We start from the raw sequence: 25,903 nt of genomic DNA on the forward strand, positions 1-25,903 counted from the left end.
GCCCCGTGCGGAGTCTGCGCGGAGCAGGTCAGCGCGCGGCGTGGATGGGCCCGGCGCGGCCGGCGAGCGGCGTGCCGGAGGCACCGGAGCGCACGGCGAGCACCTCGGCGAGGATCGACACCGCCGTCTCCTCCGGCGTGGACGCTCCGATGTCGAGTCCGATCGGCGAGTGCAGGCGGGCCAGCGCCTCCTCGGCGACCCCCGCCGTGCGCAGCAGCCCCAGCCGGCGCTCGTGGGTGCGCCGCGAGCCCATCGCGCCGACGTACGCGACCGGCAGCGTCAGTGCGAGCTCGAGCAGCGGGATGTCGAACTTCTCGTCGTGGGTGAGCACGGCGATCACCGTGCGCCTGTCGACGGACGTGCTCGCGAGGTAGTCGGAGGGCCACTCGACGACCACCTCGTCGGCGGCGGGGAAGCGCTCGGCGGTCGCGAAGACCGGGCGGGCGTCGCAGACGGTCACGCGGTAGCCGAGCAGCGCGCCCGCGGCGCAGAGGGCGGCCGAGAAGTCGACGGCGCCGAAGACGAGCAGGCGCGGCTTCTCGGCGTGGACGATGTAGGTCACCTCGAGCTCGGTGCCCTGGCAGTCGATCTCGACGCTCGCGGAGCGGCCCGACAGCATGCGGGCCGTCCGCTCGGCGAGGATCCGGCGCACGGTGTCGTCGTCGAGGTGGGGGCCGACCACGTCCTGCGCGCGCGTCGCGCCGGTGAGGACCAGCCCGACGAGCTCCTGGGGACCGCCGACGATCATCGCGAGCCCGGCTGGACGCCCCGCCCTGGCCGCCCGCAGCTCGGCCAGCACCGCCCCGGACGACGCGTCGACGGAGTGCCCGAGCACCCGCAGCTGCCCGCCGCACGAGAGGCCGGCGGCGAACGCCGCCTCGTCGTCGAAGCCGAAGTGCTCGGAGGCGCTGCCGCCCTCGCCGAGCACCTCCTGCGCCAGCGCGTACGCCTGCGCCTCGACGCAGCCGCCGGAGATCGAGCCGATCGCGGCACCGTCCGCGTCGACCGCCATCGACGAGCCGAGGGCCCGCGGAGCGGATCCGAAGACGTGCGTCACGGTCACCACGGCGACGCGCTGACCCGCCTCGACGCGCTCGAGGATCGGCACGGCCAGTTCGAGCACGGTGACCTCCTCGCGGCGACGGTGGGAGGCGTCGCTGCCGGGGGCGAGGAGCGGCCGGCGGGCGCTCACACGCAGGAAACATGCCGAGTATAGGGTCGATCCATGCCTTCCGACGCTCCCTCGCTCGACCTCGTGATCCGCTCCTCCGCTGTGCTGACCGAGCACGGCCGGCAGCCGGCGAGCGTCGCGATCGCCGAGGGCCTGATCGTCGCGGTCGGCGCGTTCGACGCCCCGTGGCGGACCGCCCAGGAGGTCGTGCTGCCCGAGGGTCAGGTGCTGATCCCGGGGGCCGTCGACACGCACGTGCACGTCAACGAGCCGGGCCGCGCCGAGTGGGAGGGCTTCGCCTCCGCCACGAGGGCCGCCGCGGCCGGAGGCGTCACCACGATCATCGACATGCCGCTCAACTCGATCCCGCCGACGACCACCGTGGCGGGTCTCGAGGCCAAGCGCGCCGCCGCCGGCCCCCAGGCCCTCGTCGATGTGGGCTTCTGGGGCGGGGCGGTCCCCGGCAACCTGGGGACGCTCCGCGAACTGCACGACGCCGGCGTCTTCGGCTTCAAGTGCTTCCTCTCGCCGAGCGGTGTCGACGAGTTCCCGCACCTCAGCACCGAGCAGCTGTTCGAGGCGATGCACGAGATCGCCGCGTTCGACGGCCTGCTGATCGTCCACGCCGAGGACCCGGCCGAGCTCGAGTCGAGCGCGAACGACGGAGGCACCTCCTACGGCGCCTTCGTCGACTCGCGGCCGCCCGCCTCCGAGAAGAGCGCGATCCTGCACGTGATCGAGGCGGTCCGCGAGACCGGCGGCCGCGCGCACATCCTGCACCTCTCCTCCGCCGACGCCCTGCCCCTGCTGCGCGAGGCGAAGGCCGAGGGCCTGCGGATCACCGCGGAGACCTGCCCGCACTACCTCACCTTCGACGCCGCCTCGATCCCCGACGGCGCGACCGAGTTCAAGTGCTGCCCGCCCATCCGCGACGAGCGCAACCGCGAGCTGCTCTGGAAGGGCCTGCTCGACGGCACGATCGACATCATCGCCTCCGACCACTCCCCCGCCACCGCCGAGCTGAAGTTCGCGCACGACGGCGACTTCGGCCTCGCCTGGGGCGGCATCTCGGGACTCGAGCTGAGCTTCCGCGCGATCTGGACGGGCGCGCACGAGCGCGGGATCCCGCTCGAGCAGGTCGTCGCCTGGATGTCGACCGGCACCGCCGCCTTCGCCGGACTCGGGCAGAAGGGTCTGCTGCGAGCGGGCGCCGACGCCGATCTGGTGGCGTTCGATCCGGAGGCCCAGGCCAGAGTCGATGTCGGTGCTCTCGCGCACAAGAACAAGGTCTCCGCCTACGACGGCCGGGTCCTCCGCGGGGCCGTCGCGGCCACCTGGGTCGGCGGAGTCGCGGTGACCGCGTCGACGCAGGCTCCGGTCGGCCGCCTCCTGGCCCGCCCGCACCTCTGACGTCCTCGAGAGGCCGCTCCGGCACGCGACGCGCCGCGGAGCGCGTCCCGAAGAGGCGTGTTCCGGGGACGTTTCGAGCGTGTGAACTCGCGCGGTTCTCGGAGCCCGCGCGGGCGGATCGCACAAGACTGGCCGAGCGGCGGCGGCGGATTCGGCGCATCGGGAGGCGCGAGCCGCACCTCGGCCGCGGGATCCTGACAGACGGGGTCACGCCCACCACGACCCGAACAGGAGCGGACATGTCGATCATCCTCGGAGACCACCAGTACGGGAAGGCCGAGAACCGCGTCGTCCGGATCTACCGCGACAGCCCGCGGCACGAGATCCACGACGTCAACGTGTCGACCGCGCTCCGCGGCGACTTCGACGCCGCGCACCTCGAGGGCGACCAGTCGGCGGTCCTGCCCACCGACACGCAGAAGCAGACCGCCTACTCCTTCGCCAAGGAGAAGGGCCTGCGCTCGATCGAGGCCTACGGACTCGAGCTGGCCCGGCACTTCGTCGACGGCTACGCGCCCGTGCACGGCGCCCGCATCGAGATCGAGGAGTTCGCCTGGGAGCGCGTGCTCGTCGACGGCGAGGAGCACGACCACACCTGGGTCCGGAAGGGCCAGGAGGTGCGCATCGCCTCCGTCACCGTCGAGGGCGCGGGCGACGAGCAGCGCGTGTGGGTGACCGGCGGCTTCAAGGATCTGACCATCCTCAAGTCGACCGGCAGCGAGTTCCACGGCTTCCTCACCGACCCCTACACGGTGCTCCAGCCGACGAACGACCGGGTGATGGCCACCTCCCTCGTCGCCAAGTGGCGCTTCGCCCTGACCGAGGAGGAGCTCGCCGCCACCGACTGGGAGGGCGTCTACGCCGGCGTCAAGGCGCTGATGATCAGCCGCTTCGCCACCGTGCACTCGCTCGCTCTGCAGCAGACCCTCTTCGAGATGGGGAAGGCCGTGCTGGAGGAGTACCCGCAGATCGTCGAGATCCGCCTGTCGGCGCCCAACAAGCACCACTTCGTCTACGACCTCTCGCCGTTCGGAGTCTCGAACGACAACGAGGTCTTCCACGCCGACGACCGGCCGTACGGCCTCATCCAGGCGAGCGTCATCCGCGACGACGCGCCCGACGCGGGGCCCGCGTGGTACGCCTACACGGGTCTGGTGTGAGCCGGGGCGTCCACCGCGGGCACCTCCTGCACGTCGCCGGTCGGCCCTCGCTCGCCGAGGCCGAGGCGGCACTCGTGTCGGTCCCGGACGGCGCCCTCGTCGTCGACGACGCCGGCACGATCGCCTGGGCCGGGCCCTTCCGCTCGCTCCCGGGCGACTACGCCGACTGGCCGGTGACGGGCGACGCGTCCGCGTTCCTCCTGCCCGGTTTCGTCGACACCCACGTGCACTTCCCGCAGACCTTCACGACCGATGCGTTCGGCGGCGGTCAGCTGCTCGAGTGGCTCGACACCGCGGTGTTCCCGGCGGAGGCGCGCCTCGCCGACGAGGCGTTCGCGACCCGGATCGCGCGCGCATTCACCCGCCGGCGCGTGCAGGCCGGGACGACCGCGGCGATGGTCTTCGGCTCGGCGTTCCCGCACGCGCAGGACGCGCTGTTCGAGGCGAGCCGGTCGGCGGGCCTGCGGACCGTGTCCGGCCGCGGCATCCAGACCGTCGGCCCCTCCTCCGCCGCGCCGCTGCTCACCTCGGAGGAGGACGCGCTCACCCTCGTGTCCGACGAGATCGAGCGCTGGCACGCGATCGACACCGGAGACGCCGTGACGGCGCTGCTGCAGGTCGCGATCGTGCCGCGCTTCTCCCTGTCGGTCACCCCGACGACGCTCGCCGGACTCGGCGAGCTCTACGACTCCGTGCGCGACCGCGGCGTCTACGTGCACAGCCACCTCAACGAGAACGACCGGCCGGGAGACGGCGAGATCGCCGCCGTCCGCGAGCTGTACGGCACGCGCAGCTACCTCGACACCTACGACGGACTCTTCCTGCCGGGATCCGCGCGGGGCGGCTCCTCGCTGCTCGGCCGCCGGACGATCCTGGCGCACGCCGTGCACTGCCAGGACGCGGAGCTGCACCGGATGGCCGAGACGGGCACCTCCATTGCGCACTGCCCCACCTCGCAGCAGTTCCTCGGCTCGGGGACGATGCCCTGGCGCCGGACGACCGGCTCCGGAGTGACCGTCGCGCTCGGCAGCGATGTGGGCGCGGGCGACGAGTGGCTGCTCTCGCGGGTCGCGAACGACGCCTTCAAGGTCCACCTGTCGGAGGAGGGCGGCGCGGCGGTCGCGCTGCACCCGGCCGAGCTGCTGTTCACGGCGACGCTGGCGGGAGCGCGCGCCCTCGACATGGAGGAGCGCTTCGGCAACTTCGACCTCGGCAAGGACGCGGACTTCCTCCGCATCGAGCCCGACCGCTGGGAGCCGCTCGCCGATGTGCTCGCGCACGGGGTGCGGGCCGACGACGAGGAGCGGGCGACCGCGCAGCTGCTGTTCGCGCTGCTGATGGGGCTGCGCGAACCGGCGATCGCGGCGGTGCACGTGCGGGGGCGGCGGGTCGCGGCTCCGGAGTAGCGGGGCGCGCCACCTGCCGTCGTCACCGGCGCGACTCGCCTCAGCCATGGGCGCACCGCGAGCCGCGCGCTAGCGTCGGTGCATGCGCCTCCGCTCCGCGTCCCTCGCCGCCGCACTGCTCGCTCTCGGGCTCACCGGTTGCGCGAGCACGGCGCAGACCGGAGCCTCCTCCCCCGTGCCGACTCCCGGCCAGTGGGTCGCCGCCGGAGTCGACGTCTGGTTCGAGGGCGACTCGGCCCGGATCTGCAGGCACGACATCGATCCCGGCTTCAGCACGGGCCTCCCGCCGTGCGAGGGACTCGCTGTCACCGGGATCACCGCGGAGGACCTCCGCGCCCGGCTGGCGGCTCAGGGCATGCTCGTCCGCACCGAGGAGGGCGTCGACATCGTTCCCGCCTTCGTCATCGGGACCCTCTCCGGCCGGACGTTCCAGCTCGAGAGCCTCGACGACGAGCGCTACGCGCCGTCCACCTCGACCCCGACGCCGGATCCGGCTCCGAGCTTCGCGACCGACGAGGAGAAGCTCGCGTCCACGAGCGCGCAGCCCTTCCCCCCGCCCGTCGGCTGCACCACGCCCGAGGGCGGCTGGGCGTCGATGTCGGCGCTGGGCACGGGAGCCGCCGCCGAGTACCAGCGCGCGCACCCCGACGTCCTCCTCGGCAACGGGCAGACCTTCCTCGATGACGACACCGCGATCGTGCTCCTCGCCGTCGCCGCCGACGCGGATCCGGAGCAGGTCGCCGCCGATCTCGCCGGCGCCTTCCCCGACGCGCTGTGCGTCCGGCAGTCCGCGTTCACCGCGGCCGACCTGCGCGAGGTCGAGAGCGATCCGGTCTTCGCCCCGTCCGGGACCGTGCTCGACTCCGGCCTCCGGCAGCCGACCGACGGCTTCAGCGACGACCCCGAGCCGGTCTTCACCGTCTTCACGACAGTGCTCACCGACGAGCTCGTCCAGCGGGCCGCCGCCTACCCTGACGGTCTCGTCGAGCTCGTCCCGTGGTTCGAGCCCGTCACCGCCCGCTAGCGCAGCTGCAGCGCCAGGAAGAGGTCCGCCCGGTCCGACGTGTCCGACATGTCGCGCTGCGTCAGCTCCTCGACCCGGGCGATCCGGTAGCGGACCGTGTTGAGGTGCAGGTGCGTCTGCTCCGCGGTGCGCACCCACGAGCCTCCGCACTCGAGGAACGCCGAGAGCGTCGCCACGAGCTGCGAGTTGTAGCGGGCGTCGTGCTCGACGAGCCGGCCGAGCACGAGCTCTACGAACACGGAGCGGAGGTGGTCGGGGACCGCGGTCAGCAGCTGCACGGCCGAGGTGACCTCGCCCGAGTCGCTGATCCGCACCGCCGAGGCGTCGCCGGGGGCGCCCGGAAGCAGCATCCCGTAGCGGGCCGAGCGGAGCGCGCCACCGAGTGCCGACAGCCCGGTCGCAGCGCTCGTCCCCACGCGCAGCACCGGTCCATCGAGTCCGACTCCCGCCCGGCGCAGGGCCGCGGTGACCACGGCGAGCGGATCCGCTCCGATCGGGATCTCGGCCGAGCCCTCGATCGGCACGATCGCGACCGCGCAGCCCTGGGCGTCCTGGCCGACGACGGCGCGGCCGAGGTGCGAGGCCGCGTCGGTGAGCAGCCAGCGCGCGAGATCGGAGGAGGCTCCCTCCTCGAATCCCGCCGCCACCACCACGCAGCGTCCCCCGCCCGCGAGGCCGAGCTGGCGCAGGTACACCGCCGTCTCGGGCTGCTCGCTGTCCTCCTCGATCAGCTCGAGGAGCCGGTCGGCGAGGGCGGAGTCGGCGAGCATCGCGGAGTCGCGCTGCAGCCGGTAGAGGCCGACGACTCCGGTGAGCTCCGTGACCGCGTCCAGCAGCGAGGGGTGCCACTCGTTCCAGTCGCCCGCGACCACGACGAACCAGGAGGTCGCCCGGTGCTCGCCGGCTCCGGCGACGACGAAGACCGACAGCACACCGCCGTGGGCGTCGGGCACCGTCACGGGGTTCCGCCGAGCGCTGAGCCCGGCGCGCACGACGCGCTCGATCTCGGTCAGTCCGATCGGCTCGGCGGAGGCGGCGACGCGGCCGGTCGAGGTCAGCACGCGCACGGGACGGCCGAGCTCGGTCGAGGTGCGGGTGATCAGCTCGTCGAGCAGCTGACCGCGGTACACCTCGGTGAGCAGCTCCCGCTGGCGTGCGAGGCCGGCGGTCAGGCGGGCGACGCGGTCTCCCGCGAGCGTGTTCGAGAGGTGCGTCGTGATCGAGGCGAACGAGACGTCGGCGGGGACGGCGAACAGCGCGACTCCGTGGGCGCGGCACGCGGCGATCACGTCGTCGGGCACGAAGCCGTAGAGCCCCTCTCCGGCCAGCAGCGCGACCGCGCCCGAGGCGGCGACCGCCGAGACGAAGGTCTCGCTGTCCTCGGGGGTGCGGCGCCAGACCAGCCCGGTGAGCACCAGCTGGTCGCGGGCGAGGTAGCGGCGCGGATCGAGCAGGTCGGTCGTGAAGGTCCAGTTGACCGGTCGCGCGAGCGCCTCCGGGGTGGTGTAGACGGCGCGGATCCGGAGCTGGGGGGCGTCGAGGACGTCCTGGAGCTGCACGCTCAGCTCCCCCGGTAGGTCGAGTAGGCGAACGGGCTGAGCAGGAGGGGGATGTGGTAGTGCGCGTCGACGTCGTCGAGACGGAAGGCGACCACGACCTCCGGGTAGAACGCGTCGGGGCCGAAGTAGGCGCCCGTGTCGAAGACGACGCGGTAGACCCCTGCGGGCAGCGCCTCCGGACCGAAGACCCCGACGCGCCCGTCGGGGTCGGTCCTCGCCGTCGCCACGGAGGACCAGCCGGAGTCGGTGCGCGCCTCGAGCGCGACCGGCACGTCGCGCGCCGGGCGCCCGAGCACCGCGTCGAGCACGTGGGTCGTGACGTGGCTCGCGTGCGCGCTCACGAGTGCGCCTCCGCCACGATCGCGCCCGTCTCGGGGCCGAGTGCGCGGACGCGCAGCACCGTGATCTCGCGCAGCTGGTCGGCGACGATCGCGCGCTCGGTGTCGTCGTCGAGGCCGAGCCGGCGCTCGAGCTCCGCGACGATCGCGGCCCGGTCGCGGCCGGCCGCGCGGATGAGGAACACCCGCTCGAAGCGCTCCTCGTAGGCGCGGTTGCCGGCGAGCAGGCGCTCGGCCAGCACCTCGTCGCTCGAGAGGCTCGAGGCCTGCTCGGCGGCGGAGAACTCGGAGGAGCGCCCCGCGCCCGCGTGCCGCTCTCCGATCCGGGGGTGGTCGGCCAGCGCCGCCTCCACCTCCTCGGCGGTCAGCGAGCGCGCGACCCGGTCGGCCGCGTCCGCCAGGGCGTCGGTCGAGGCGTAGGGCGCGCCGGCGGCGACCTCGTCGGCCCAGCGCGGAACGGCCAGGCAGGCGAGCAGGGCCTCGCGCGTATCGGGGGTGGCGGACATGGAGTCTCCTCGTCGGGTGGCGGGGTGGGGCACGATGAACGGATGGATGCGCGCGCGGTGACCGGGATCGTGCTCGCGGCGGGCGCGGGGCGTCGCGCGGGCGGACCGAAGGCGCTGCGTCACTCCGAGGACGGCACGCCGTGGGTCGAGAGCGCGGTGCGCCGGCTCGAGGCGGTCGGCTGCGCGCGCGTGCTGGTGGTCCTCGGCGCCGAGGCGGCCCGGGCGCGGGTGCTCGTTCCACCGAGCGCCCGGATCGTCGTGGCGGCCGAGTGGGCGGACGGACTGTCGGCGTCGCTCCGCGCCGGGCTCGCGGCGGCCGACGGCGACGCCGCTCTGGTGACGCTCGTGGACCTGCCCGACGAACCGGCCGAGGTCGGCGCGCGCATCCTCGACCGCTCGCCCGACGGACCCGGCGCGCTCGCCCGCGCGGTCTACGGCGGGCGCCCCGGCCATCCCGTGCTGCTCGGCGCGGCGCACTGGCCCGCGATCGCGCGCGGGGCGAGCGGGGACACCGGGGCGCGCGAGCTGCTGCGCTCGGCGGGCGCCCTCGAGATCGAGTGCGGCGATCTCTCCGAAGGACTCGACGACGACGAGCCCGCTCACGCCAGCTCCCCCGCGTCGAGCGCACCGAGCAGCGCCCGCCAGGCGAGCGTCGCGCAGACCGAGCGCACCGGGTTGCCCGCCACGGCGAGCAGCGCCGACTCCTGACCGAGCCCCGCGTCGGCCTCCCGACGCCCCATCGCGTCGAGGAAGGAGTCGATGCGCGCGCGGATGTCGGAGGCGCTGCGCCCGTCGAGCTCGTCGGCCATCAGCGACGCCGATCCCTGCGAGACCTCGCAGCCGCGACCGCTCCAGGCGAGATCGACGTGCGACGCCGAGCCGCTCACCCTCACCTCGAGGCGGTCGCCGCAGGTCGGGGTGATCAGCTCGCTGCGCCCGAGCGCGGGGGTGGCCGCGTCGGACCGGCCGACGGGATGCCGGGCGTGATCGCGGATCAGCTCGGCGGCGGCGCTCACGCGCGGTCCTCGATCTCGGACAGCTCCGAGTAGACCGTGCTGATGCCGGCGATGCGCTCGCGGGCGTCGCGCGGCGCCGCGCCGAGCACTCCGGAGGCGAGCAGGGCCGCCGCGCTCATCGCCGCCGCGTAGCTGTCGAAGGGGGCGTCGCTGTCGACCGGGCACTCGAGCCAGACCGAGACGCGGTCGGCGAAGCGCCGCGCCTGCGGGTCGGCGAGGAGGACCACCGGCACGCCGTGCGCGGCGAGGACCTCGACGAGCGCCGAGAACGAGGCGGGCCGGCGGCGGAAGCCGACCAGCACGACGACGTCCTGGGCGTCGAGGCCGGCGATCTCCTCGCCGAGCGACTGGCCCGGCTGCGGGGCGATCCTGACCCGGGTGCGCGCCTGGGCGAGCTGCTGCCGGAGGTGCAGCGCGACGGGGTAGCTGTTGCGCATCCCGATCACGACGACCTCCCGCGCCTCGGCGAGCAGGGTCACCGCCGCCTCCAGCCGGCCGCCCGAGAGGGTGGTCGCCAGGCGGAGCAGGTTCGCGCGCTCGCTGTCGAGGTGGGCGGCGAGCGCGTCGCCCGGCTCGCCGGCGGAGGCGGGGCCGACCGGGACACCGGAGCTGCGGAGCGCGCGGGCGTGCTCGCGCACCTCCTGCGAGTTCGAGAAGCCGAGGCGACGGAACAGACGCGAGACCGTGGCCTTCGAGACTCCGCTGTGCTGCGCGAGCTCGGTCGCGGTGTAGATCGCCAGGTCGCCGAGGTGGTCGAGGATGAAGTCGGCCGCGCGCTGCTCCTGACGCGACAGCGAGGCGTAGCTCGCGTCGATCCGGTGCCCGATCGAGGGCGCGGCCGTCTCGGTCACGCCCGAGCCTCGGCGAAGGCGTGCACCGCGGCCTCGAACGCGTCGAGCGCGGTGGCCACGTCGGCCTCGGTCACGTTCTCGTCGGGGTGGTGGCTCACTCCGCCCTCGCAGCGGACGAAGAGCATCGCGTACTCGGTGAGCTCGGCGATCGCCATCGCGTCGTGCCCGGCCTTCGAGAAGAGCACCATCGGCTCCGCATCGCCGGTCGCGCGGATGCCCTGCCGGACGACGTCCTGCAGCCGCTCGGCGGCGACCACGGCCGGGGCGGAGTGGGTCTCCTCGACGGTGAGGGCGAGCCGGCGGAGACGGGCCGACTCCGACATCGCGTGCTGGATCTCGTCCCACACGCGATCGCGGACGTCGTCGAACTCGGCGCGCAGGTCGAGGCTGAACTCGACGCGCCCCGGGATCACGTTGACCGCTCCGGGGAACGCCTCGAGGCGCCCGACGGTGGCGATGGCGCCGTGCTCGCGCGCGATGCGCTCGACGGCCAGCACGGCCTCGGCCGCCCCCGTCAGCGCGTCGCGGCGGCGGTCGAACGGCACGCCTCCCGCATGGCCGGCCTTGCCGGTGAGAGTAAGCGCGAAGCGGCGCGCGCCCGCGATGGAGGAGACGACGCCGAGAGCGCGGTCGGCCTCCTCGAGGTACGGGCCCTGCTCGATGTGCGTCTCGAGGTAGGCGAGCACGTCGTCGGCGTCCCGCGCGGCGGTGGCGATCCGCGAGGGGTCGAGGCCGAACTCGTGGAACGCCTCGACGAGGGTCGTGCCGTGCGCGTCCTCGAGCTCCCACCAGTGCTCGTCCCAGGTGCCCGCGACGGCGCGCGAGCCGAGCAGCGCCGTGCCGAAGCGGGTGCCCTCCTCGTCGCCGAACGCGACGACCTCGATCGCGAACGGCAGCCGGGTCCCGGAGGCGTGCAGCCGCGAGACGACCGCGATCGCCAGCACGACGCCGAGGATCCCGTCGTAGCGGCCCGCGTTCGGCACGGTGTCGAGGTGCGAGCCGAGCAGCAGCGCCGGCAGACCCGGCGTCGATCCCTCGTAGCGCCCGCACTGGTTGCCCGCGGCGTCCTGCCACGAGCGCATCCCGGCGTCCTCCATCCAGCGCGCCGCCATCGCGTTGACGCGGGCGTGCTCGGGCGAGAGGTAGACGCGCTCGATCGCGCCGCGCGTGCTCGAGACGGCGGCGAGCTCGTCGCAGCGCGCCATGATCTCGGCGGCGTCGACGCTGCTCACCGTGCGCCCTCGTACACCTCGTAGGCGCCCGCGACTCCGCCGCCCGCGGCCACGGAGGCACCCGCGCGCCGCAGCACCGCCTCCAGCGCGGCGAGCGTGGTCAGCACCGCGTCGGTGCGGGCGTTGTAGCCCATCGTGCCGATGCGCCAGACCCTGCCGTGCAGCGGTCCGAAGGAGGTGCCGATCTCGATCCCGAAGTCCTCCAGCATCGTGCCGCGCACCGCGTCGCCGTTCACTCCCTCGGGGATGTGCACCGCGACGACGTTGTTCATCTTGTGCGCGACGTCGCCGAACACCTCGAGCCCGAGGCCGCGGACTCCCGCGAGCATCGCGGCGCCGTGCAGCACGTGCCGCTCGATCGTGTTCTCGAGGCCCTCCTCGACGATGATCCGCGCGCACTCCCGCGCGCCGAACAGCATCGTCGTCGCCTCGGTGTGGTGGTTGAGCCGCCGCGGGCCCCAGTAGTCGAAGATCATGCCGAGGTCGAAGTAGTTCGAGCGGATCGGGTGCGCGTTCACGGCGTCTCCCGCGTCGCGGATGCCCGCCTCGATCGACTTGCGCGACTCGATCACCGCGACGGCCTTCGGCGAGAACGTCGCCGGGGCCGAGCCCGAGGGCCCGCCGAGGCACTTCTGCAGGCCGGCCGTGACCGCGTCGAGCCCGAGCTCGTCGGCGTGGAAGACGTTGCCCGCGAGCGACGCGGTGACGTCGGTGTAGAAGAGCACGCCGTGCTTGTCGCACAGCGCGCCGAGCTCCTCGAGCGGCTGCGCCATCGTCGTCGAGGTGTCGCCGTGCACGACGGCGAGCACCTTCGGCCTCACCCGCTCGATCGCCTCGGCGATGACCGAGACCGGGAAGACCTGCCCCCACTCCGCCTCGATCACGTGCACCTCGGCTCCGCAGCGCTCGGCGATCTCGCGGAGGAGGTGCCCGAAGCGGCCGAAGACCGGCACGAGCACGCGGTCGCCCGGCTCGAGCATCGAGACGAGCGCGGCCTCGATGCCCGCACGGCTGGTGCCGTCGACGAGCAGCGTCTTCTCGTTCGCGGTGTCGAACACGCGGCGGTAGAGCTCCTGCGTCTCGTTCATGTAGGCGGTCATCGCCGGGTCGTACTGGCCGACGAGCTGAGCCGACATCGCACGCAGGACGCGCGGATCCGCGTTGATCGGGCCCGGGCCCATCAGCAGCCGCGGCGGCGGGTCGATCGGGAGGAACGTCGAGGGCGCGGGCACGGACGGGATGGGGACCACCTCTTCACAGACGGACGGGCAGAGAAAAACCTGTTTCAGTCGCCCATTCTACGCAACAGACGTTTCTCCGGTGTTTCGGGATCCTGCACGCGGAGGCGGGTCTCGAGACGGCGCTGCCTGCTGGTCGAGTAGCCCGCGAAGCGGGCGTATCGAGACCCTCGCACCCCGGAAGCGAGCTAGCCGGCGAGCCCCGCCGCCACCTCCAGCAGCGCCCGATCCGTCCCCCGCGGCCCCACCAGGCACAGCCCGACGGGCTTCCCGTCGACCACCAGTCGCGGCACCGACAGCGCCGGGTATCCGCCGATCCCCGCGAGGCACGTCAGCCCGAGCGTCGCCGTCCGCGCCGCGTCGATGACCTCGGCCGAGGCGTCGAGCGCCGGAGCGACCGACGACGCGGACGGCAGGAGCAGCACCCGCCCGTCGAGCGCCTCGTCGAGCGCCGCGCGGAACCCGACGAGCCGCGCCCGCGCCTCCGCCTCCGTCGCCGCGTCCACCCGCGCCGCCGAGTCGAACCGGGCCTGCACGTCCGCCGCCAGCACGCCGGGATGTGCCGCGACCCACTCGCCGTCGGACGCCCACGCCTCCGCCGCCTGCACCAGCCGGAACGCCTCGAACATCTCGGCCACCGTCGGCAGCGTGATCCGCTCCGGCGAGAGCTCGTCGACCACCGCCGCGAACGCCGCGCGCACCGGGGCGTCGACCCGCTCGAGCAGCGCCTCCGCCACCACGAAGCCCCCGGCCGCCTCCTGAGCGGCCCCGCCCAGCCCGACGGCCGCGACCCGGCGCAGCGTCGCGAGGTCGCGGGTGAGCCAGCCGACCGTGTCGAAGCTCGGCGCCAGCGGCAAGAGTCCCGCGACGGGCACCGCGCCGTGCGTCGTGCGCAGGCCCCACAGGCCCTGGTACGACGCCGGCACCCGGATCGACCCCGCCGTGTCCGTGACGAGCCCGACCGACGCCTGCCCGAGCGACACCGCGGTCGCCGGTCCGCTGGAGGAGCCGCCGGGGATCGCCCCCGGCACCGCAGGATTCGGCGGGGTTCCGTAGCCGGAGTTGCGCCCCGCGATGCTGTACGCGAACTCGTCGGTCTGCGCGATCCCGCGCACCGCGGCTCCGGCGCGCAGCAGCATCGCCACCGCCGGCGCCGTCGTCGTCTCGAGCGGCGCCTCCGCCAGTCGCGCCGGCAGCCCGGCGCCGATCCGCTGCCCCTCGATCGCGAAGAGGTCCTTCACCGCGACGTCGAGGCCGTCGAGCGCGCCGGAGGCGGCGGCCGGCACGAGCGGCGCCCCCACCGCGCGCCAGACCCGCGCGTCCAGCGCGGGAGCCGGTGCCTGCACCTGAGCCGCCCGCACGCGCCAGACCCCGGAGTCGCGCGCCCACAGCTGCGTGACGAGCCCCCGCCCGCCCCGGGCGGGCAGATTCACGGTGACGACCAGCGCCGTGTCCGCGTCGACCGCCCGCACGTGCAGCTCGGCCAGGGCGCGCGGAGGCGTCCCGCCCCGCCGCCCGCGGAAGCCGGTGATCGCCTCGTGCCCCACGAGCAGTCCGGAGGCGTCGCCGCGGAGCGTCGTCGGCGCACGGACGAAGGCGTCCGCGAGGGCCGGCACGTCGTCGGCCGCGAGCGCCGCCTCGTACGCCTCGACCGCGTCGACGAGGCCGTCCGGCAGCTCGCCCTCGAGCGAGGTCACCCGCGGGTCAGTCATCGAAGTCCGCGGTCCGCACGCGGGCGTGCACGCCCTTCACCAGGTCGACGACCTGCGAGATGTTGAAGTCGGTCGCGGCGCTGAGATACGCGTAGGCGAGGCTCGCGTCCATCCCGTAGCGGGCCTGCAGCAGCGCGATCGCGGCGCGCACGCAGTTCTGCACCGCCACGTCGAGGTCCTCGTCCATCCCTGTCGGCACGAGGAACTCGGTCGTCTCGCCGAGCGGTCCGACGAGCGAACCGAACTCGGCCAGCGCCTCCGCCTGCGGCACGGCCTCGAAGCGCACCCGGACCCGCAGGCTCGCCTCCATCGCCGTCAGCGCCACCTCGCCGTCGCCCTGCGCGAAGTGCGGGTCGCCGACGTAGGCGAGTGCGCCCTCCACCTGCACCGGCAGGTAGAGGCTCGCGCCCGCGGTGAGCAGCGAGATGTCGATGTTGCCGCCGTGCGCTCCCGGAGGCACGGAGTGCGGCCGCACGTCGCCCGCGACCGCGACGCCCATGATCCCGAGGAACGGGTGCAGCTCGAACCGTGCCGAGCGCTCGCCTCCGGGCACCAGGGGCAGCACCCCGCGCCGCACGCCGTCGGCCCCGTCCTCGACCCGGGCGAACGCGCTGAACGGACCGGCCTGCAGCGGGTACTCCCCCGGCAGCGCGCCGCGCCCGTGCCGGTTCGAGATCACTCCGTAGGGCACGCGCGGCTCGGCCTCGAGCAGCGTCATCCTGAGCAGGTCGCCGGGCTGCGCGCCGCGGACAGCGATGGGCCCGGTGACGACGTGCGGTCCGTCGACCGCGGGGTCGCGGAAGGGCCCGGAGGCGGCGAGCTCGATCGCATCGCGCAGCACGCCCTCGGGAGCGACGCCGTGCCCACCGAAGAAGGCGAGCGGGTCGCGGCCCTGATCCTCCAGGACGCCCTCGTGGCTCAGCGTGTCGATGACGACCTCGGTGCCGGAGTCGATCGTCAGCGCCGGCAGGTCGGCCGCGCAGGGCAGGCGCCCCCAGAGCACCGACCGCGGTGTCGCCGCGAGGTACTCGACCCCGTCGGGCACCGATTCACCGGGCTGGACCGCCCATTCCGCCTGCAGCATCCGCCGCCGCCTTCCCGCGCGGGTCCGCCCCGCGATCGCTTCGAGGCTAGCGGCGGTGTGTTTCGGGCCTGTGGCGCATCCGTGGCAGGATCGGCGGCGCACCCCCTCCGCTCCTCGCGACCTGCCGCCTGCGCACGCGACACGCCGGCAGAGGCGTGCAGAAGTGGTGTCTCGCACGCCCGCCCCTCCCCTCCGACGACAGGACTCCCGTGTTCAAACGCCTGCGCACGCGCCCCGACAACGTCCACCTCGGGCTCATGCTCGCCCTGACCTTCTCGACCGGCATCATCGACGCCGTCGGCTACCTCGGGCTCGACCGCGTCTTCACCGGCAACATGACCGGCAACGTCGTCATCCTCGGCATGGCCCTCGCCGGAGCGGACGACCTGCCCGTCGTCGGCCCGATCATCGCGCTCGCCGGCTTCATGCTGGGCGCCGCGATCGGCGGCCGCGTGCTGCGCCCGGTGAAAGCCGGCTGGACCACCCGCTCCACCTGGCTCTTCACCGTCGTCGGCATCGTGATGGCCGTGCTGGCGATCGTGCTCGGAGTCGTCCCGCAGCACCCGGAGCCGCTCGCCCTCACCGTGACCGGGGTCCTCGGTCTCGCGATGGGCCTCCAGGCCGCGACCGCCCGCCACATCGCGGTGAAGGACGTCACGACCGTCGTCGTCACCTCGACGATCACCGGTCTCGCCGCCGACTCGCGCCTCGGCGGAGGCAAGGGCCAGCCGTGGTTCCGCCGTCTGACCGCCGTCGTCCTCATCGGCGCGGGTGCCGGCGTCGGCGCCCTCGCGTTGAACGCCGGCCTCTGGCTGGGTCTGGCACTCGCCGCCGCGATCACGCTGATCGCCTCCCTCTTCGGCCACCTCGTGGCGCACGCCAAGCACGCCCCCGTCGCCGAGAAGACGACCGCCTGACCCCTGCCGCGAGAGGGCGTCAGCGCGGCAGCTGCTGGCAGTGCGGGCAGAGGTGCGACGAGCGGTTCATGAACGGCACCCGCACGATCGCCTCGCCGCAGCGCGGGCAGGGCTTCCCGGTCTGCCCGTAGGCGTTCAGCGAGTGCGAGAAGTAGCCGGACGCGCCGTTCACGTTGACGTACTGCGCGTCGAAGCTGGTGCCGCCCTCGGCCAGCGCGCGCTCGAGCACCGAGCGCACCTCGGCGAACAGGCGGCGGATCCGCGCCTCGCCGAGCGAGGAGCTCGGCCGCTCCGGATGCAGCTCGGCGGCCCACAGCGACTCGTCGGCGTAGATGTTGCCGATGCCGCTGACGAGCGTCTGGTCGAGCAGCGCGCGCTTGATGCCGCTGTTCCGCCTCCCGAGCACCGCGACCACGGCCGCGAGATCGAAGAACGGGTCGAGCGGATCGCGGGCGATGTGCGCGACCTGCGACGGCACCGCCCGCAGCCACTCGCCGGCGGAGGCGTCGTCGCCCGCGAATCCGCCGGGCGCACCGTCACTCGTGGGAACGAGGGCATCGACCGCCATCGAGCCGAAGATGCGCTGGTCGACGAAGTGCAGGGCGAGCTCCCCGTGATCGGGGTTCTCGATCGCGATGCGGATGCGCGTCAGCCGGGCCAGCGGCGCGTCGGCCGTCCGCAGCAGCACCTGACCGCTCATGCCGAGGTGCACGAGCAGCGCCTCCTCGCGCCCCGCGGGCAGCCAGAGGAACTTGCCGCGCCGCACGGCGCCCTGCAGCCGGCGTCCGACCAGCAGCCGCTCGAACGGGTGCGCGTGCACGTGGCGCTTCAGCGAGCGCTCGTCGACGATCTCGACCCCCGTGACCAGCGAGCCGGTGACGGCCGGCGCGAGGCCGGCGCGCACCACCTCGACCTCGGGCAGCTCGGGCACGCTCAGCCCTCGGCGGAGGCGCGGACCGCTTCGCCGGGCGCGGTCTCGGCCAGGCGCGTCCAGGCGTCGAGAGCGGCGGCCATCTCGGCCGCCTTCTTGCTGGTGCCCTCGCCGCGCGCGGTGACGAGTCCGCCGACGATGACGGTGGCCACGAACACCTTGTTGTGGTCGGGCCCCGTGGCGGCGATCTCGTAGCGCGGGGCCGGTGCGCCGCGCTCGGCCGCCGCCTCCTGCAGGCTCGTCTTGGGGTCCATCGAGACGCCGAAGCGCAGCGGATCGGCACGCAGCGGCGCGATCAGGCGCAGCACGAGATCGCGGGCCTCGTCGGGCCCGGTGCCGAGGTAGACGGCTCCGATGATGGCCTCGACGGTGTCGGCGAGGATCGACGCCTTGTCGCGACCGCCGGTCAGCTCCTCGCCGCGACCGAGTCGGAGGTGCTCGCCGAGCCCGATGCCGCGGGCGATCTCGGCGAGGGCCACCGTCGAGACGAGGCTCGCGCGCCGCTTCGCCAGATCGCCCTCGGAGAGCGCCGGGTACTCGGTGTAGAGCATGACCGTCACGGCCTGCCCGAGGATCGAGTCGCCGAGGAACTCGAGGCGCTCGTTGTGCGGGAGTCCGCCGTGCTCGAAAGCGAACGACCGGTGCGTCAGGGCGAGCTCGAAGAGCTCACCGTCGAGGCTCACGCCGAGCGTGGCCTCCAGACGCGACCGGTCGTCGCTGGAGTGTGTTGCGGGGGTCTGGTTCACCATGGACCGCACGACTCGCACCGACGAGCGGTGCGATGCCGAATCAGACGTCGGCGACCTTGCGGCCCTTGTACTCGAGGAACAGCGCGGTGCCCGCAGCGTCCTCGACGACCTTGGCGCGGTGGGGGAGGCTGTAGACGACCTTGCCGTTGGGCTCGATGGTCTTGACGAGCGCGGGAGCCGTGGCCTTCCACTGCGAGCGGCGCATGTGGGTGTTCGCGCGGGACTTCTTCCTCTTGGGAACAGCCATGATTCTCTCTTCTCTACCTCTGGTTGGATTCGGTGCGGGCACTCTCGCCCGCGCCGTTGTCTGTGGTCGTGCCCGTGACGGACGCGCTGTCTGCGGAAGCTCCGGGCGCTGCGGCCCCACCGGACCCCGCGTCTCCCAGCCCGGCGAGCGCGGCCCACCGGGAGTCGCGCGGTGCCTCGGGCTCGGGCACGGAGGATTCGGCCAGCCGCTCCCCCGTGACGGGGTCGAGGCCCGGACAATCCGGCCGGCACACCGGCTGGAACGGCAGCGACAGAACCACCGCATCCCTGACCAGAGGTTCAAGATCCACGTGGTCGTCGTGAACCTCATAGTCGAAAGCTTCGTCAGAAGAGTACGCGAAAAGTTCCTGGAACTCGACATCGACAGGCAGGGAGATGTCGGTGAGGCAGCGGCTGCACTCGCCGACGGCCTCGGCCGAGACCTCGACGGAGGCGAGGATGCCCTCGTGGACCGACTCGAGACGGATGTCGAGATCGAGCGCCGCGCCCTTGCGGACAGCGACGATCCCCTCGCCGAACTGCTCCGGCGCGTCGAGGTCGAGACGGTGCTCGCGCATCTCGCCCGGGCGGCCCAGGAGGTCGCGCACGTTCACGGTGAACGGCGTCTTCTTGAAAGTAGTCACAAGGGTCCAGCCTACTCCCCCGGATCGGCCTGCGGCCGGATGGTCCGCGATCCGCCCGGGCTCCGATCGGAGGGACTCGGCAGCACGATCTGCAGGTGCACGCACGGTCTGCAGGTGTTCGTACGATCTGCAGGAGCTTGTGCGATCTGCAGGAGTTCGGAGGCCGAGAGCGCTTCCATCCGCATCCTCGGCTCGAGAAGTGCGGTCATCACCTGCAGACCGCACCGGCACCTGCAGACCGCACCGTCGCGCGCGACCCGAACCCGCAGAAGCCGCGGCGGACACGAGCGTCCACCGCGGCTTCTGGAGGGCGCCCCGTCAGAGCGCCGGCGAGGAGGCGTCAGGCGCCGCCCTCCTCCAGGGTCACCTCGATCGGCTCGTAGTCGGCACCGCTGGTGTCGACGCCCTCGTCGGCGAGCTCCGCCAGCGCCTTCTCGACGTACTCGTTCGAGTAGGCGGTCGCGGGCGGGTCCTCGCTGATGATGGTCGCGCCGGTCTCGTTCGTCGTCTCCTTCGCGATGTCGACCGTCTGCTGCCAGGCGGCCTCGTCGATCACGCCGACGCCGCTCGTGGAGGGCCAGATCAGCTTGTTGACCTCGTTGGTCATCCAGAGCTGGTGGCTGGTGCCGAGCGTCGACCCGGCCGCGGTGACGATGTCGGCCGCCTCCTCCGGGTTGTCCTTCGCGTAGATCCAGCCCTTGATCGACGCCTTGATGAAGGCGACGGTCTGGTCGGCGTACGCGTCGTCGCTCTCGAGCTTGTCGGCGTCGGCCCAGATCGCGTCCTGGAGCATCGCGGTGCCGACGTCGTTCCAGTTGATGACGTCCAGGTCCTCGGGCTGGTACAGCTCTCCGGTGTCCGGGTTCACCGTCTCGAGCACCTGCGCGTACTCGTTGTAGGTCATCGCCTGCGCCGCGTCGATGTCGCCCGCGAGGAAGCCGTTCATGTCGAACTGCTGCTGGACGAGCGAGATGTCCTCGAGCGCGACTCCGTCCTTCTGCATGCCGGCGAAGAGCTCCCACTCGTTGCCGTAGCCCCAGCTGCCGACGGTCTTGCCCGACAGGTCGGCGGGAGACGTGATGCCCTTGTCCTTGAACGAGATCTGCGTGGTCGCGCTGCGCTCGAAGATCTGGGCGACGTCGGTGATGTTCGCGCCCTGCTCGATCGAGCCGAGCACCTTGGGCACCCACGAGATCGCGTAGTCGGCGTCTCCTGAGGCGAGGACGTCCTGCGGGACGATGTCGCCGCCGCCCTCGGCGATGGTCACGTCGAGGCCCTCGTCCTCGTAGTAGCCCTGGTCGACGGCGGCGTAGTAGCCGGCGAACTGGGCCTGGGCGACCCACTGCAGCTGCAGGGTCACGGGCGTGAGGTCTCCCGAGGAGCCGGAGCCCCCGGAATCGCCGCCGGATGCGCTGCAGCCGGTGAGTGCGAGGCCGACGACGGCGAAGCCCGCCGTCGTGGTCATCGCGATGCGTGTGCGTCTGTTCACTGTTCCTCCTGGTGCGGTGTGGTGCAGGACGTGCCCGCGAACGGGCGGTGCTGTGGAGCGGCGGTGCAGTGGAGCGGGTCGTGCGGGTGGGAGAGGAGTTCGCGGCCGAGGGATCAGCGCGCGCGACTGCGTCGGAGCGCGACGGCCTCGAGGCCGGCGGTGACGCAGTAGAAGAGGAGGCCGACGAGCACGGCGCCGAGCACGTAGGCGTAGGCGAGCGCGTAGTCGCTGCCCGATGCCGCCGTGGTGATCGACTTGCCGAGCCCGCCGACCGGTCCGCCGAAGTACTCGGCGACCAGAGCCGAGATCACGGCGAGGGAGGAGGCGATGCGCAGTCCCGTGAAGAAGAACGGCACCGCGCCGGGCAGGGTGATCGTGCGCGCGGTCTGCCACGGCGAGGCCGCGTACGCGCGCATCAGATCGCGGTGCACCGGGAGCGCCTGGCGGAGCCCGCGCAGGGTGTTGATGTAGACGGGCACGAACACCGCGAGCGCCGCGACCAGCTGCCGGGCGGTCTCGACGTTCGCGCCGAACATCGTGTAGAGCACCGGAGCGAGCGCCACGATCGGCACGACGGCGGCGGCGGCCACGATCGGAGCCACGAGACCGTCGAACACGCGCGCCAGCGCCGAGAGCCCCGCGACGAGCACGGCGAGCACCGCGCCCGCGACGAGCCCGACGAGGGCGTTCCGCCCGGTCACGACGCTCCCCGAGACGACGGAGGCGAGGTTCGCGCCGAACTCGGTGCCGATCGCGACCGGAGACGGCAGGACGAACGGCTTCACGTCGAGCGCCGTCACGCCGACCTGCCAGAGCAGGACCGCCGCGAGCCCGAGCAGCAGCGGCGCGAGGATCGTCCGCGCGAGCGCCGGGGTGCTCACCTGTTCTCCACCCCGCGCGGCACGGCGGCAGCGTCGCCGTGCAGCAGCTCGCGCACGGCGCCGACGTCGCGGAAGAAGGCGGTGTCCTCGCGGACTCCGGCGTTCCGCTCCGAGGAGTCGGGCAGGGCGATGTCGAGCACGTCCCTGATCCGGCCCGGCCGCGGCGACATCACGACGACGCGGTCCGAGAGGAACACCGCCTCCGGGATCGAGTGCGTCACGAACACGACGGCGGCGCCGGTCTCCTGGCGGATCCGCAGCAGCTCGGTCTGCATCCGCTCGCGCGTCATCTCGTCGAGCGCGCCGAACGGCTCGTCCATGAGCAGCAGACGGGGGCTCTCGGCGAGCGCCCGCGCGATCGCGACGCGCTGCTGCATCCCGCCCGACAGCTGGTCGGGGTACGAGTCGGCGAAGTCGCCGAGCCCGACCAGCGCGAGCAGCTCGTCGACGCGGGAGCGGCGGGCCGCGGTCGCGACTCCGTGCAGCTCGAGCGGCAGCGCGATGTTGGCCCGGATGGTGCGCCAGGGCAGCAGCCCCGCCTGCTGGAACGCGATCCCGTACTCCTGGTCGAGGCGCGCGCGGCGGGCGGTCTTGCCGAACACCGTGATCGAGCCGGAGCTCGGCTCGTCGAGATCGGCGATCAGGCGGAGCAGCGTCGACTTGCCGCAGCCGGACGGGCCGATCAGCGAGACGAACTCCCCCGGCGCGATCTGGAGCGACACGTCCTGCAGGGCGGTGACGCTCGCCGCCTTCTTCGCGGCGAACGTCTTGGTGACCGCGTCGACGACGACCGCCGCCTGCGTGGTGCTCTCGGCTGCTGCGGTGCTCGTGCGGGCTGTCGCGCTCATGCGGGCTGCTCCCCTCGACGGAACGGACGGAGGACGGTGCCGATCAGGGCGACGGCACCGGCGGCCGCGAGGCCCACCAGCACCGCGCCGAGGATCGGGGCCCAGGGCTTGGCGGGATCGCCGCCGGCGGCGGAGGCGAACTCGATGATCATGCGGCCGATCCCGCCGCGCAGGCCGATCGAGACCTCCGCGACGACCGTGCCGACGACGGCGCTCACCGCACCGAGCCGCAGCGCGGGGATCAGGTACGGCACGCTGGCCGGCAGGCGCAGGCGCAGCAGGGTCTTCCACCAGCCGACCCCGTAGACCCGCATCAGCTCGATCTGGCTCGCCGACGGCGAGCCGAGACCGCGCAGCGCCCCGATCGAGACGGGGAAGAACGCGAGGTACGAGGCGATCAGCGCCACCGACATCCAGTTCTCCCAGCTGAAGGCTCCCAGCTCGAGCTGCGAGCCCCAGCGGCGCACGAGCGGCGCGATCGCGATCAGCGGCACGGTCTGGCTGAGCACGATCCACGGCAGGACCGCCGACTCCGCCGTCCGGAACCGCTGCATCAGCAGCGCCAGCAGCAGGCCGACGACCACTCCGACGACCCAGCCGACGGCGGCCACGCCCAGCGAGAACGCGCTCGCCTGCAGCACCGCGAGCCACAGCGCGGGAGCGTTCCGCGCGCCGGTGACCGGCTCGACGAGCCGCCCCGCGATCTCCCACAGGTGCGGCATCGCGATGGCGCTCGTGCGCGGCAGCACCGTGACACCGCCGAGGACCACACCGGTCTCGGGGCCGAGCGCCTTGTACGCCTCCCAGAGCAGCGCGAGCAGGAGGAGGCCGGCCGCGCCGAGGAGCACGCTGCGCGTCGCGACCCGCGAGGTCATGCCTTCGCCACGATGTGCTGGCTCAGCGCCGGGATGACGGTCTCGCCGTACACCCGCAGCGTCTCCTCCTTGTTGTCGTGCTGGAGGTAGCCGGCGAACTGCGTCACGCCGATCTCGGCGAGCGCCTTCAGCTTCTCGATGTGCTCGTCGGCCGTGCCGAGCACGCAGAAGCGCTCGACGATCTCGTCCGGCACGAACGTCGTGTGGCTGTTGCCGGCGCGGCCGTGCTCGTTGTAGTCGTAGCCCTCGCGCCCGGCGATGTAGTCGGTCAGCGCCTGCGGCACGGCTCCGGAGGTGCCGTAGCGGCCCACGATGTCGGCCACGTGGTTGCCGACCATCCCGCCGAACCAGCGGCACTGGTCGATCATGTGCTCTCGGTCGGTCCCGATGTACATCGGCGCCGCGACGCAGAACTGCAGCGACTCCGGGTCGCGGCCGACGTTCGCCGCCGCCTGCTTGACCGTGTCGATCATCCAGCGCGCGATGTCGAGATCGGCCAGCTGCAGGATGAAGCCGTCGCCGACCTCGCCCGCGAGCTTGAGGGCGAGCGGACCGTACGCCGCCACCCACATCTCGAGCGATGAGCCGCGGCTCCACGGGAACTGCAGGGTCGAGCCGTTGTACTCGACCGAGCGGCTGTTCGCGAGCTCGCGGATGACGTGGATCGACTCCCGCAGCGTCTTGAGCGTCGTCGGAGCGCCGCCGGTCACGCGCACAGCGGAGTCGCCTCGGCCGATCCCGCACACGGTGCGGTTGCCGTACATCTCGTTGAGGGTCGCGTGCAGCGAGGCGATGACCGTCCAGTCGCGCGTCGCCGGGTTGGTCACCATCGGCCCCACGGTGATCCGGTGCGTCTTCTCGAGGATCTGCGAGTAGATGACGTACGGCTCCTGCCACAGCAGGTGCGAGTCGAACGTCCACGCGTAGTCGAAGCCGTAGGTCTCGGCGAGGACGGCGAGGGCGACGGTGCGCGAGGCGGGCGGGTTGGTCTGGAGGACGACTCCGAAGTCCATGGGGTTCCTTTGGTCGAGCGTGTGGTGCAGGTGCTCAGTGAGATTCACGCGACCCATTGAGGGTCGCCGTTGCGTACCGCGGTCTTCCGCGAGATCGGCGACAGAAGTCGCCGCGGCTGCCGCCTTTCTTGATCTAGGTCGAAGCGATGCTTCGACCTAGATCAAGTACTGAGAGAGGCCCCGCTTGATGTACTTGCCGTCGCCCTTCGTCCCGACGTAGTCGCCGTCGTCGACGACGACCTTGCCGCGCGAGATCACGGTGTCGACGTGTCCGTCGATCTCGTACCCCTCCCACGCCGAGTAGTCCATGTTCATGTGGTGCGTGCGCCCCTCGCCGATGCCGATCGAGGTGTGCCCGTTCGGGTCGTAGATGACGACGTCGCCGTCGGCTCCGGGCTGGATCACGCCCTTCTTCCCGTACATCCCGAACATCCGCGCCGGAGTCGTCGACGTCAGCTCCACCCAGCGCGGCAGCGTGATCTGCCCCGACACGACGCCCTGGTACATCAGGTCCATCCGGTGCTCCACCGAGCCGATCCCGTTGGGGATCTTCGAGAAGTCGCCGAGACCCATGTCCTTCTGGCCCTTCATGCAGAAGGGGCAGTGATCGGTCGAGACCATCTGGATGTCGTTGGTGCGCAGCGACTGCCACATGTGGTGCTGGTGCCCCTCCGCCTTCGAGCGCAGCGGAGTGGAGCACACCCACTTCGCGCCCTCGAAGTCGCCCCACTCCTCGCTCGAGGCGCCGAGCTGCTCCTCGAGGGAGAGGTAGAGGTACTGCGGGCAGGTCTCGCCGAACACGTTCATCCCGCGGTCGCGCGCCGCCGCGATCTGCTCGACCGCCTGCTTGGCCGACACGTGCACCACGTAGAGAGGAGCGCCCGTGAGGTCGGCGATCATGATCGCCCGGTGCGTCGCCTCCTCCTCGGCCTGCCACGGCCGGGTGAGCCCGTGGAAGTACGGAGAGGTCCTGCCGGCGGCGACCGACTGCTTCACCAGCTCGTCGATGATCGCCCCGTTCTCGGCGTGCATCATCATCATCGCGCCGTTCTCGGCGCCCTTCTGGAACGCCCGCAGGATCTGCCCGTCGTCCGAGAGGAACACGCCCTTGTAGGCCATGAACAGCTTGAAGCTGGTCACGCCCTCGGCGATCAGCTCGTCCATCGCGACGAGGGACGAGTCCTGCACATCCGAGAGGATCTGGTGGAAGCCGTAGTCGATCGCGCAGTTGCCCGCGGCCTTCTCCTGCCATGCGCCGTAACGCTCGACGACGCTCTCGCCCGGGTACTGGACGACGAAGTCCACGATCGACGTCGTCCCGCCCCAGGCGGCCGCCCGCGTCCCGGTCTCGAACGTGTCGGAGGCGTTGGTGCCGCCGAACGGCATCTCCATGTGCGTGTGCGCGTCGATCCCGCCCGGGATGACGTACTTGCCGCTCGCGTCGATCACCCGGTCGACGTTCGAGGCCAGGTCGAAGCCGAGCAGGGTCGAGCCGGGTGCGAGCACCGCGGCGATGGTCTCCCCGTCGATCAGGACGTCGGCGGCGGCGGTCCCGGTCGCGTTGACGACCGTCCCGTTCGTGATGAGGGTCTTCATCGATGCT

26 protein-coding genes are annotated in these 25,903 nt (G+C 72.7%); 6 read left to right on the top strand and 20 right to left on the bottom strand.

Features of this window, described 5'->3' with window-relative positions:
- Positions 1-28: 28 nt before the first annotated feature.
- Positions 29-1,123: an XdhC/CoxI family protein gene (locus GSU68_RS10160; RefSeq protein WP_159907956.1), complete on the bottom strand. Its 1,095-nt coding sequence runs from the start codon at positions 1,121-1,123 to the stop codon at positions 29-31.
- Positions 1,124-1,225: 102 nt separating this feature from the next.
- On the opposite strand from GSU68_RS10160, the gene allB reads away from it, so the two are divergent.
- From allB to GSU68_RS10180, 4 genes are all read left to right on the top strand, one after another.
- A complete protein-coding gene (allB, locus tag GSU68_RS10165; protein WP_159907959.1) occupies positions 1,226-2,581 on the top strand; it encodes an allantoinase AllB in 1,356 nt (451 codons plus the stop codon).
- A gap of 239 nt (positions 2,582-2,820) precedes the next feature.
- On the top strand, positions 2,821-3,741 hold the full coding sequence (gene pucL / locus GSU68_RS10170) for a factor-independent urate hydroxylase (protein ID WP_159907962.1): 921 nt from the start codon (positions 2,821-2,823) through the stop codon (positions 3,739-3,741).
- Positions 3,738-5,147, top strand: coding sequence for an amidohydrolase family protein (locus GSU68_RS10175; protein ID WP_159907964.1), 1,410 nt, complete (start codon positions 3,738-3,740; stop codon positions 5,145-5,147). Before pucL ends, GSU68_RS10175 begins: the two co-directional genes overlap by 4 nt.
- Positions 5,148-5,229: 82 nt before the next feature.
- Entirely contained in the window at positions 5,230-6,171 is a 942-nt protein-coding gene (locus tag GSU68_RS10180; RefSeq protein ID WP_159907967.1) for a hypothetical protein, read from the top strand.
- On the opposite strand, the gene GSU68_RS10185 is transcribed toward GSU68_RS10180, so the two are convergent.
- Genes GSU68_RS10185 through uraD form a run of 3 tightly spaced genes read right to left on the bottom strand, consistent with a single transcriptional unit; the run spans position 6,168 to position 8,574 of the window.
- On the bottom strand, positions 6,168-7,730 hold the full coding sequence (locus GSU68_RS10185; RefSeq protein ID WP_159907970.1) for a PucR family transcriptional regulator: 1,563 nt from the start codon (positions 7,728-7,730) through the stop codon (positions 6,168-6,170). The two genes, GSU68_RS10180 and GSU68_RS10185, sit on opposite strands and share 4 nt — an antisense overlap.
- A gap of 2 nt (positions 7,731-7,732) precedes the next feature.
- Positions 7,733-8,071, bottom strand: coding sequence for a hydroxyisourate hydrolase (gene uraH, locus GSU68_RS10190; protein WP_159907972.1), 339 nt, complete (start codon positions 8,069-8,071; stop codon positions 7,733-7,735).
- Positions 8,068-8,574, bottom strand: a complete 507-nt coding sequence (gene uraD, locus GSU68_RS10195) for a 2-oxo-4-hydroxy-4-carboxy-5-ureidoimidazoline decarboxylase (RefSeq protein ID WP_159907975.1) — start codon at positions 8,572-8,574, stop codon at positions 8,068-8,070. The genes uraH and uraD overlap by 4 nt, the downstream gene beginning before the upstream one ends.
- Before the next feature lie 42 nt (positions 8,575-8,616).
- Between uraD and GSU68_RS10200 the strand changes: the two genes are divergently transcribed.
- Positions 8,617-9,282, top strand: a complete 666-nt coding sequence (locus GSU68_RS10200) for an NTP transferase domain-containing protein (protein WP_159907978.1) — start codon at positions 8,617-8,619, stop codon at positions 9,280-9,282.
- Here the strand turns inward: GSU68_RS10200 and GSU68_RS10205 are convergent.
- The 6 genes from GSU68_RS10205 to GSU68_RS10230 form a co-directional block, all read right to left on the bottom strand.
- The gene (locus tag GSU68_RS10205) at positions 9,174-9,590 is read right to left on the bottom strand and encodes an iron-sulfur cluster assembly scaffold protein (protein WP_159907980.1); all 417 of its coding nucleotides are present in this window, start codon (positions 9,588-9,590) and stop codon (positions 9,174-9,176) included. The genes GSU68_RS10200 and GSU68_RS10205 overlap by 109 nt on opposite strands.
- Positions 9,587-10,441, bottom strand: a complete 855-nt coding sequence (locus tag GSU68_RS10210; protein WP_159907983.1) for a MurR/RpiR family transcriptional regulator — start codon at positions 10,439-10,441, stop codon at positions 9,587-9,589. The genes GSU68_RS10205 and GSU68_RS10210 overlap by 4 nt, the downstream gene beginning before the upstream one ends.
- A complete protein-coding gene (locus GSU68_RS10215) occupies positions 10,438-11,673 on the bottom strand; it encodes an allantoate amidohydrolase (protein ID WP_244259234.1) in 1,236 nt (411 codons plus the stop codon). Before GSU68_RS10215 ends, GSU68_RS10210 begins: the two co-directional genes overlap by 4 nt.
- A complete protein-coding gene (locus GSU68_RS10220) occupies positions 11,670-12,854 on the bottom strand; it encodes an alanine--glyoxylate aminotransferase family protein (protein ID WP_159910238.1) in 1,185 nt (394 codons plus the stop codon). Before GSU68_RS10220 ends, GSU68_RS10215 begins: the two co-directional genes overlap by 4 nt.
- A 245-nt stretch (positions 12,855-13,099) precedes the next feature.
- Complete coding sequence (locus tag GSU68_RS10225) at positions 13,100-14,623, bottom strand: AtzH-like domain-containing protein (RefSeq protein ID WP_159907985.1); 1,524 nt, start codon at positions 14,621-14,623, stop codon at positions 13,100-13,102.
- Positions 14,616-15,707 (bottom strand): acetamidase/formamidase family protein, encoded by a 1,092-nt coding sequence (locus tag GSU68_RS10230; RefSeq protein ID WP_159907988.1) that lies wholly within the window; start codon positions 15,705-15,707, stop codon positions 14,616-14,618. Before GSU68_RS10230 ends, GSU68_RS10225 begins: the two co-directional genes overlap by 8 nt.
- Positions 15,708-15,916: 209 nt before the next feature.
- Between GSU68_RS10230 and GSU68_RS10235 the strand changes: the two genes are divergently transcribed.
- Positions 15,917-16,624, top strand: coding sequence for a YoaK family protein (locus tag GSU68_RS10235; RefSeq protein ID WP_244259235.1), 708 nt, complete (start codon positions 15,917-15,919; stop codon positions 16,622-16,624).
- A 19-nt stretch (positions 16,625-16,643) separates the two neighbouring features.
- Here the strand turns inward: GSU68_RS10235 and mutM are convergent, their stop codons facing one another.
- The 10 genes from mutM to hydA form a co-directional block, all read right to left on the bottom strand.
- Positions 16,644-17,555 (bottom strand): bifunctional DNA-formamidopyrimidine glycosylase/DNA-(apurinic or apyrimidinic site) lyase, encoded by a 912-nt coding sequence (gene mutM / locus GSU68_RS10240; protein WP_159907990.1) that lies wholly within the window; start codon positions 17,553-17,555, stop codon positions 16,644-16,646.
- A 2-nt stretch (positions 17,556-17,557) separates the two neighbouring features.
- Positions 17,558-18,304, bottom strand: coding sequence for a ribonuclease III (gene rnc, locus GSU68_RS10245; RefSeq protein ID WP_159907992.1), 747 nt, complete (start codon positions 18,302-18,304; stop codon positions 17,558-17,560).
- A 40-nt stretch (positions 18,305-18,344) separates the two neighbouring features.
- Complete coding sequence (gene rpmF, locus GSU68_RS10250) at positions 18,345-18,551, bottom strand: 50S ribosomal protein L32 (protein WP_056044186.1); 207 nt, start codon at positions 18,549-18,551, stop codon at positions 18,345-18,347.
- 13 nt (positions 18,552-18,564) lie between these two features.
- Complete coding sequence (locus GSU68_RS10255; protein WP_159910240.1) at positions 18,565-19,128, bottom strand: YceD family protein; 564 nt, start codon at positions 19,126-19,128, stop codon at positions 18,565-18,567.
- A 406-nt stretch (positions 19,129-19,534) separates the two neighbouring features.
- Entirely contained in the window at positions 19,535-20,683 is a 1,149-nt protein-coding gene (locus GSU68_RS10260; RefSeq protein WP_244259236.1) for an ABC transporter substrate-binding protein, read from the bottom strand.
- A 113-nt stretch (positions 20,684-20,796) separates the two neighbouring features.
- Positions 20,797-21,564, bottom strand: coding sequence for an ABC transporter permease subunit (locus GSU68_RS10265; protein ID WP_159907994.1), 768 nt, complete (start codon positions 21,562-21,564; stop codon positions 20,797-20,799).
- On the bottom strand, positions 21,561-22,412 hold the full coding sequence (locus GSU68_RS10270; protein WP_159907996.1) for an ABC transporter ATP-binding protein: 852 nt from the start codon (positions 22,410-22,412) through the stop codon (positions 21,561-21,563). The genes GSU68_RS10265 and GSU68_RS10270 overlap by 4 nt, the downstream gene beginning before the upstream one ends.
- Positions 22,409-23,287 carry an ABC transporter permease subunit gene (locus GSU68_RS10275; protein ID WP_159907998.1) on the bottom strand — a complete coding sequence of 293 codons (879 nt, stop codon included), beginning with the start codon at positions 23,285-23,287 and terminating at the stop codon, positions 22,409-22,411. Before GSU68_RS10275 ends, GSU68_RS10270 begins: the two co-directional genes overlap by 4 nt.
- Positions 23,284-24,300 (bottom strand): TIGR03842 family LLM class F420-dependent oxidoreductase, encoded by a 1,017-nt coding sequence (locus tag GSU68_RS10280; RefSeq protein WP_159910242.1) that lies wholly within the window; start codon positions 24,298-24,300, stop codon positions 23,284-23,286. The genes GSU68_RS10275 and GSU68_RS10280 overlap by 4 nt, the downstream gene beginning before the upstream one ends.
- A 156-nt stretch (positions 24,301-24,456) precedes the next feature.
- A complete protein-coding gene (gene hydA / locus GSU68_RS10285; protein ID WP_159908000.1) occupies positions 24,457-25,896 on the bottom strand; it encodes a dihydropyrimidinase in 1,440 nt (479 codons plus the stop codon).
- Positions 25,897-25,903 lie beyond the last annotated feature (7 nt).

Source organism: Rathayibacter sp. VKM Ac-2759 (assembly GCF_009834225.1).
GTDB lineage: Bacteria > Actinomycetota > Actinomycetes > Actinomycetales > Microbacteriaceae > Rathayibacter.